Genomic DNA, 7,708 nt, shown 5'->3' with positions numbered 1-7,708 from the left:
CAGCGGATAGCCCGGCGATTTGCGCGCCATGCCGTCGAATGCGTCGGGCAGGCCGTGACGACAAGATCCTTGCGCCGCTACTTCACCACCGCCGCGGTCTGCCCGAACAACAGCTTGCGTTCTTCCTCGGTGCGGATCGCCGGCTGGCCGAAATTCGGGTTGATCTCCTTGGCCTTGGCGTAGGCGCGCACCGTCGCGGGGCGCTTGCCGATGGTCTCGAGCCAGCGCTTCAGATGCGGGAAGTCGTCGATGTTCTGCTCCTGGTTCTTGTACGGCACGATCCAGGGATAGCTCGCCATGTCCGCGATCGAATAGTCGCCGGCGATGAATTCGCGATCGGACAGCCGCTTGTTGAGCACGCCGTAGAGCCGGTTGGTCTCGTTCACATAGCGGTCGATGGCGTATTTGATCTTCTCCTGGGCGTAATTGCGGAAATGATGGTTCTGCCCGGCCATCGGCCCGAGCCCGCCCATCTGCCAGAACGTCCACTGGATCACATCGTAACGGCCATAGATGTCGGCGGGCAGGAACTTGCCGGTCTTTTCGGCAAGGTACAGCAGCATCGCGCCGGATTCGAAGATCGAGATCGGCTTGGTCCCGCCCTTCGGCTCGTGATCGACCATCGCCGGGATCCGGTTGTTCGGCGCGATCTTCAGAAACTCCGGCTGGAACTGCTCGCCCTTGCCGATATTGATCGGATGAATCTTGTAGAGCAGCCTGGCCTCTTCGAGAAACATCGTGAGCTTGTGGCCGTTCGGCGTGGTCCAGTAATAGAGGTCGATCATGGGGGCTCTCCCGTCCTGCCGGCGTTTCTTCAGCTGCGATCCGAAATGGATGCGATTGCATGAAGTTCACCGCAAAGGGAACCCGAAGTCAATGGTGGAGGTTTCGCGTCGCGTCGAAGTGATCCGTCAACTGACGCGGCCGTGCGCGCGCAGCAGTTTTTCGCCGTCTTCGGTCACCGTCACGATCAAGCCGAAGCCGGCAACGGTTTCGCGCGCGACGTAGCCGCGATCGGCCGCATCTTCCCAAATGGTGAGGCGCGGGCACGACGTCCGCCAGGTCGCGACCACCTCCGAATAGGCCCGCGGCTCCCGCGCGATCCATTCGACGAAATCGAGCACCAGCGGATCCGCGGTCCCGGTCATCGGCTTTCTCCTTTCGTCAATAGGCCAGCGCATCGCTGCGCGCGAGCATCAGCCAGCTTCCGTAGATGATGTAGTAGCCGGCGACGGTGGTGATCAGCCGCCCGGCCCAGGTGCGGAATTGCAGGTCGGTCATCGCCTCGAGAATGCGCCGCGCCAGCGTGGTGCCGGTCATCGACGCCGCCACGGCGACGCCGGCGAGAACGGGATCGAGGGTCGCGGCCTGATCGATGATGCCGCCGAAATAGATCAGCTTCACGAAATGACTGGCGACCTGGCAGGTCGCCTTGGTCGCGACGATGCCGCGGCGATCGAATTTGCCGCCGAGAAAGAAGGTGTCCATCAGCGGCCCGGAGACGCCGGTCATCAGCATCAGCCCCATGCAGATCGAGCCGTAGAAGGTGCCCTGCCAGATGCTCTCGGGATCGGGCCTGAGGTTCGACGGCGTCAGCCGCGCCATGAACGGCGTCACCCCCAGCAGCAACAGCGCCATCGGCTTGTCCGGCACGTAGCGGGTGATCGACCATGCCGCCAGCGCGGCCGTGCATCCGATCAGATAGATCGCGACCGGACGCCACCTGATGTGGCTGCGCCACAAGAGAGCGCGCCAGCCATTGGACGCCATCTGCGTGATCGCGTGCAGCACCATCGCCGAGGGCAGCGGCATCAGGGACAGCAGCACGCCGATCAGGATCAGCCCGCCGGCCATGCCGAACAGGCCGGACAGAAACGCGGTCGCGACCATCAACAGGCCGAGGGCTGCTATCATCAGCGGCGTCATACGAATCTCCCGGCGATATTTCTGCCCTGCTTGGACAGCGCGAACAAACTGAGTTATCTTGGCCTGGCCTCAGGTTTCCTGAGGGTGGCAGGTTATTGGGGTGACATGCGGCGGCTGCTGTTTCTCAACGGCATCAAGGCGTTCGAGGCGGCGGCGCGGACCGGCAGCTTCGCGGCCGCAGGCAGCGAGCTCAACGTGTCGGCGGCGGCGGTGAGCCGGATGGTGCATCTGCTGGAACAGCGGCTCGGCGTCGCGCTGTTCGAGCGCAAGGCCAACCGGCTGGAGATGACGGCGTCGGGCCGCGCCTATCAGAGCGGGCTGACGCCGATCTTCGATGCGCTGGCGAGCCTGACCGCGCAGGTCACCGCGCCCTCCGGCCTCCGCGTGCTGACCATCGGCGTCGGCCCGACCTTCGCGATGAAATGGCTGATCCCGCGGCTGGCGGATTTTCGCAAGGCCGAGCCGGACATCGACGTGCGCATCACCACCGGCGGCGCCGCGGCGCCATTCGGCGACGACTGGAGCTGCGGCATCAAGCTCGGCGACGGCGAATGGCCGGGCCTGGTCGCCGAACCCCTGTTCGCCGCCGATCTGTTGCCGGTATGCGCGCCGCGGCTCGCGGCGCAGCTCAAGCGCGCGAGCGATCTGAAGGGGCCGGCCTTGCTGCGCGTCGCGCATTCGCCCGACGATTGGCCATCCTGGCTGAAGGCCGCAGGTGTCGCGCGGGTGACGGCGCGCGGACCGGAGTTCCAGTATTACGGCCAGGCGCTGCAGGCCGCCGTCGACGGCCTCGGCGTGGCCATGGGCATCCGGCCCTATATCGACGACGATCTCGCCGCCGGACGGCTGGTGGCGCCGTTTGCGCTGTCGGTGCCGAAGGGCATGCGCTGGTATCTGGTCTATCGCAGCTTCCGCACCGATCAGCGCGATTTCGCCGCGTTCCGGCGCTGGATCATCCGCGCCGCCGTGGAACCGGCCGCTCGCGGCAAACCCGCCGGCAGGGTTCGGCGCCAGGCCGGCTGAGCCGGCTGAAGACCTTTGGCTAACACCCTGCAACTCAAGAACAAAGCTGCGCCATTAAAGAAAAGTCGGAGGATGTGAACGAGTTCACATCCATCTTCAGCCGCCCATGGTCTGGTTCATTCCCAATACGCGGAGTCGGGACATGCACTGCGATTATGACGGCTTTAGAATCGAGTCTTTCGAGGCGGGCAAAGGCCTGTGGCACGCCAGGATCCGGCGGGCGGACCTGAAGCCGGTCAGCATCGACGGCGTTTCGTTTTCGACGCTCGAGGTCGGCTTCGCATGGTCGGATCCGGATGCCGCCATCGCGGATGCGAAGGTTCAAATCGATCAGCTCAAGCTCCAGCGATATTCCGGGCAGATGTCGCAAGCCGAAATGCACGCTGCCTGCTAGCCTGATTTGAACTGGGTCCATCCATGCCGAAATCCGAGGCCAATTCGACCGCGTCAGCCGCCACGGCACTGCCCGACTGTCCGCTATGCAGCACCCGGCTGGTGGTGCAGCGGATCATCCCCGGGCGATTGGGCCTCGAGCACTGGACGCTGCGATGCACGAAGTGCGGCCATATCCATCAGGATGCGGTCGATACGTCGTCGCGATCGCACACCCGTCCGGCTTCGCCGACGCTCTGGCCGGACACCTAGCGCATGGTCCGGAAAAGTGGGTATCGGCTTTCCGAAAAGACCATGCTCAGCAGATTGGATCATGATCCGATTCAAACTAATCGGATCATGATCTGGCGCTTGCCATTTGCGCTGGATGAAGCCCCGAACGCGAGGATGACCTAACCCCTGAAAGCCAGCGCGATCGCGGTCTGGGCTTCCTGCTGGATCTGCCGCAGGTGGGCTTCGCTCCTAAAACTTTCGGCGTAGATCTTGTAGACATCCTCGGTGCCCGAAGGCCGCGCGGCGAACCAGCCATTGTCGGTGGAAACCTTGATGCCGCCGAAGGATTGACCATTGCCGGGCGCGGCCGTCAGCGCGGTCCGCACGGGCTCGCCGGCCAGCTCCTTCATGGCGAGCTTTGCCGGCGAGAGCGCCTTCAGCAGATTCTTCTGCGCCGGCGTCGCGGGCGCATCGATCCGCTCGTAGTAGGGCACGCCGAGTTCGCCCGTTAGTTGGTCGAACAACTGGCTCGGATCGAACTTTGTCTGCGCCATCATCTCGGCGGCCAGCAGGCCGAGGATGATGCCGTCCTTGTCGGTGGTCCACACCGTCCCGTCGCGCCGCAGGAACGAGGCGCCGGCGCTTTCCTCGCCGCCAAATCCGAACGAACCGTCGATCAGCCCGTCGACGAACCATTTGAAGCCGACCGGGGTTTCGACCAGCCGGCGGCCGAGCTTTTTTGCGACCCGGTCGATGATCGCGCTGGAGACGATCGTCTTGCCCACCGCGCTGTCCTTGCGCCATTGCGGGCGATGCCCGAACAGATAGGCGATCGCGGCGGCGAGGTAATGGTTGGGATTCATCAACCCGTTGGAGCGGGTCACGATGCCGTGGCGGTCGGCGTCGGTGTCGTTGGCGAAGGCGACATCGAACTTGTCGCGCAGGCCGATCAGCCGCGCCATCGCATAAGGCGACGAGCAATCCATCCGGATCTTGCCGTCCCAGTCCACCGTCATGAAGCGGAAGGTCGGATCGACCGCGTCGCTGACGACGGTTGCGGCGATGCCATAGCGCTCGATGATCGGCTGCCAGTAGCGCACCGCAGCACCTCCCAGCGGATCGATCCCGATCTTCACGCCCGATGCGCGGATCGCCTCCATGTCGACGACGTCGGCGAGGTCGGCGACATACGGCCCGATATAGTCGTAGCGATGCACGCAAGCCGATTTGCGCGCGCGGTCATAGGGGATGCGTTTGACGCCCTTCAGATCGTCTTCGAGAAAACGGTTGGCGGCACGCTCGATGCCGGCGGTGACGTCGGTATCCGCCGGACCGCCATTGGGCGGATTATATTTGAAGCCGCCGTCTTCCGGCGGGTTGTGCGACGGCGTGATCACGACGCCATCGGCCAAACCACTGGTGCGGCCCTTGTTGGTGGTGAGGATGGCGTGCGAAATCACCGGCGTCGGCGTGTAGCCGTCATGCTCGTCGATCATCACTTCGACGCCGTTGGCCGCGAACACTTCCAGCGCGCTCGCCAGCGCCGGTTCCGCCAGCGCGTGGGTGTCGATGCCGACGAACAGGGGCCCGGTGATACCGCTCGCCTTGCGGTGATCGCAGACCGCCTGGCTGACCGCCAGAATATGCGCCTCGTTGAAGGCGTTGTTGAAGGCGGAGCCGCGATGCCCCGAGGTGCCGAACGAAACCCGCTGCGCCGGGATGGATGGATCGGGCTTGCCCGCAAAATAGGCCGTCACCAGCCGCGGCACATTGATCAGCATGGACGGCTCGGCGGTCTTGCCGGCGAGCGGATTTACTTTGGCCACCTTGTCTCCTCAGTGAATTTCAGCGCGTGATCCGGCACGACATTGTAGATGGATTTTCCGGTTCGGGCAGCGATTTGACGAAAGCCCCCGCCGGCCGCCCGCATCGCGGGTTCCGGCATCTCCTGACGTGTTGACACCTGCTGCCAATACAACGCGCAGGTGCCGAATGCCCTTTTCTGCGCGCCGGACTCATCCCATATTCGACCCATGGCGAAGAATCCGAACAATCCCAAAAAGCCCGCGAAAACCCCGAAATCCAAGGCCCATCGCCCCGACGTGCAGCCGATCGGGCCGGCGCTGGCGGAACTGCTCAATCCCGCGATCAATCGCGGCGAAAGCGGCCTTGGCTCGGGCACCGGGCTGCAGCCGCCGCCGGATAATTCATGGGATCGCCGCGCCGGCGGCGAGGCCGCCGCGCATCGCGCGCGGGCGTCGACGCGGGGCACCGGCGAAACGGTGGCGAAGCGGGATGCCGCTACAGCGCGCGATGATGCTTCTTCCTCCCCTCCTCCCGCGCGCGCAGCGCGTGGCGGGGTCCGAGGCGAGCAAAGCTCGCTCTCGAGGTCGGGGGTGGGGGGTGGTGCGGCAAACTCGCTGACAGCGGGACTCGCTGAGACACCCCCCACCCCCGACCCCTCCCCGCCGCTTCGCGGAGGGAGGGGGGAAGACGGCTTCGGCGAAGCCCCGCAGCGCGAATTCGCGCCCGCCAATTACGGCACCGCCGCGACGATTCCCGCGCTCGATCCGGAACTGGCCAAACAGCTCGGCTTCACCACCGAGGAGGAAGACGCCGCGGCCATGGCGCGGCCGCCGCGCAACAAGATGGAGGCGCTCGGCGTCGCCGCCACCGCCGATGCGCTGGAAAACCTGATCCGCGAAGGCCGCCCCGAATTCAAGGGCGAGGACGGCCAGGTCAGGATCTGGGCCCCGCACCGCCCGCCGCGTCCGGAAAAATCCGAAGGCGGCCAGCCGTTCGTGATCAAGTCCGAATACGAGCCGAAGGGCGACCAGCCGACCGCGATCAAGGAACTGGTCGAGGGCATCCAGCGCAACGACCGCACCCAGGTGCTGCTCGGCGTCACCGGTTCCGGCAAGACCTACACCATGGCCAAGGTGATCGAGGCCACGCAACGCCCCGCCATCATCCTGGCGCCGAACAAGACGCTGGCCGCGCAGCTCTACGGCGAGTTCAAGAGTTTTTTTCCCGACAACGCCGTCGAGTATTTTGTCTCGTACTATGACTACTACCAGCCCGAGGCTTATGTGCCGCGGACCGACACCTACATTGAAAAAGACTCGTCGATCAACGAGCAGATCGACCGCATGCGCCATTCGGCGACGCGGGCGCTGCTGGAGCGCGACGACGTCATCATCGTGGCTTCCGTGTCGTGCATCTACGGTATCGGCTCGGTCGAGACCTACACCGCGATGACCTTCGCGCTGAAGAAGGGCGAGCGCATCGACCAGCGGCAATTGATCGCCGACCTCGTCGCCTTGCAATACAAGCGCACCCAGGCCGATTTTACCCGCGGCACCTTTCGGGTGCGCGGCGACGTCATCGACATCTTCCCGGCGCACTATGAAGACCGCGCCTGGCGCGTGAACCTGTTCGGCGACACCGTGGAAAATATCGAGGAGTTCGATCCGCTCACCGGCCACAAGCAGGACGAGCTCGAATTCATCAAGATCTACGCCAATTCGCACTATGTGACGCCGCGGCCGACGCTGGTGCAGGCCATCAAGTCGATCAAGAGCGAGCTGAAGATGCGGCTGGACCAGCTCAACAACCAGGGCCGCCTCCTGGAGGCGCAGCGGCTGGAGCAGCGCACCACCTTCGATCTCGAAATGATGGAAGCCACCGGCTCCTGCGCCGGCATCGAAAACTATTCGCGCTATCTCACGGGACGCCGCCCCGGCGAGCCACCGCCGACGTTGTTCGAATATGTCCCCGACAACGCGCTGGTGTTCGCCGACGAAAGCCACGTCACGGTGCCGCAGATCGGCGGCATGTTCAAAGGCGATTTCAGGCGCAAGGCGACGCTGGCCGAATACGGTTTCCGGCTGCCCTCCTGCATGGACAACCGCCCGCTGCGCTTCGAGGAATGGGACATGATGCGCCCGCAATCGGTCGCGGTCTCGGCGACCCCGAGCGCGTGGGAGCTGAACGAGTCCGGCGGCGTGTTCGTCGAACAGGTGATCCGTCCCACCGGCCTGATCGATCCGCCGGTCGACATCCGCCCGGCGCGCACCCAGGTCGACGATCTCGTCGGCGAGGTCCGCGCCACCGCCAACGCCGGCTATCGCAGCCTGATCACCGTGCTGACAAA

8 protein-coding genes are annotated in these 7,708 nt (G+C 64.7%); 4 read left to right on the top strand and 4 right to left on the bottom strand.

The window, feature by feature from the left end; genetic code table 11:
• Window positions 1–77: 77 nt before the first annotated feature.
• From QZ213_RS21405 to QZ213_RS21395, 3 genes are all read right to left on the bottom strand, one after another.
• A complete protein-coding gene (locus QZ213_RS21405) occupies window positions 78–785 on the bottom strand; it encodes a glutathione binding-like protein (protein WP_291688092.1) in 708 nt (235 codons plus the stop codon).
• A gap of 126 nt (window positions 786–911) precedes the next feature.
• Window positions 912–1,148 (bottom strand): hypothetical protein, encoded by a 237-nt coding sequence (locus QZ213_RS21400; RefSeq protein ID WP_291688091.1) that lies wholly within the window; start codon window positions 1,146–1,148, stop codon window positions 912–914.
• A 16-nt stretch (window positions 1,149–1,164) separates the two neighbouring features.
• On the bottom strand, window positions 1,165–1,926 hold the full coding sequence (locus QZ213_RS21395; RefSeq protein ID WP_291688090.1) for a sulfite exporter TauE/SafE family protein: 762 nt from the start codon (window positions 1,924–1,926) through the stop codon (window positions 1,165–1,167).
• A gap of 105 nt (window positions 1,927–2,031) precedes the next feature.
• Between QZ213_RS21395 and QZ213_RS21390 the strand changes: the two genes are divergently transcribed.
• The 3 genes from QZ213_RS21390 to QZ213_RS21380 all read left to right on the top strand — a co-directional run bounded on the left by QZ213_RS21390 (window position 2,032) and on the right by QZ213_RS21380 (window position 3,594).
• Window positions 2,032–2,949 carry a LysR substrate-binding domain-containing protein gene (locus QZ213_RS21390; protein ID WP_291688089.1) on the top strand — a complete coding sequence of 306 codons (918 nt, stop codon included), beginning with the start codon at window positions 2,032–2,034 and terminating at the stop codon, window positions 2,947–2,949.
• A gap of 142 nt (window positions 2,950–3,091) precedes the next feature.
• Window positions 3,092–3,343 (top strand): hypothetical protein, encoded by a 252-nt coding sequence (locus tag QZ213_RS21385; RefSeq protein ID WP_291688088.1) that lies wholly within the window; start codon window positions 3,092–3,094, stop codon window positions 3,341–3,343.
• A 23-nt stretch (window positions 3,344–3,366) separates the two neighbouring features.
• Window positions 3,367–3,594, top strand: a complete 228-nt coding sequence (locus QZ213_RS21380) for a hypothetical protein (protein WP_291688087.1) — start codon at window positions 3,367–3,369, stop codon at window positions 3,592–3,594.
• Between the two features lie 140 nt (window positions 3,595–3,734).
• On the opposite strand, the gene pgm is transcribed toward QZ213_RS21380, so the two are convergent.
• Window positions 3,735–5,381, bottom strand: a complete 1,647-nt coding sequence (gene pgm / locus QZ213_RS21375) for a phosphoglucomutase (alpha-D-glucose-1,6-bisphosphate-dependent) (protein WP_291688086.1) — start codon at window positions 5,379–5,381, stop codon at window positions 3,735–3,737.
• Window positions 5,382–5,588: 207 nt separating this feature from the next.
• On the opposite strand from pgm, the gene uvrB reads away from it, so the two are divergent.
• Window positions 5,589–7,708, top strand: a 2,120-nt coding sequence (gene uvrB / locus QZ213_RS21370) for an excinuclease ABC subunit UvrB (RefSeq protein ID WP_291688085.1), incomplete at its 3' end; no start/stop codon positions are given.

This window comes from Bradyrhizobium sp. (genome assembly GCF_017881085.1).
GTDB lineage: Bacteria > Pseudomonadota > Alphaproteobacteria > Rhizobiales > Xanthobacteraceae > Bradyrhizobium.
This window is presented reverse-complemented; position numbering and strand designations above follow the sequence as displayed.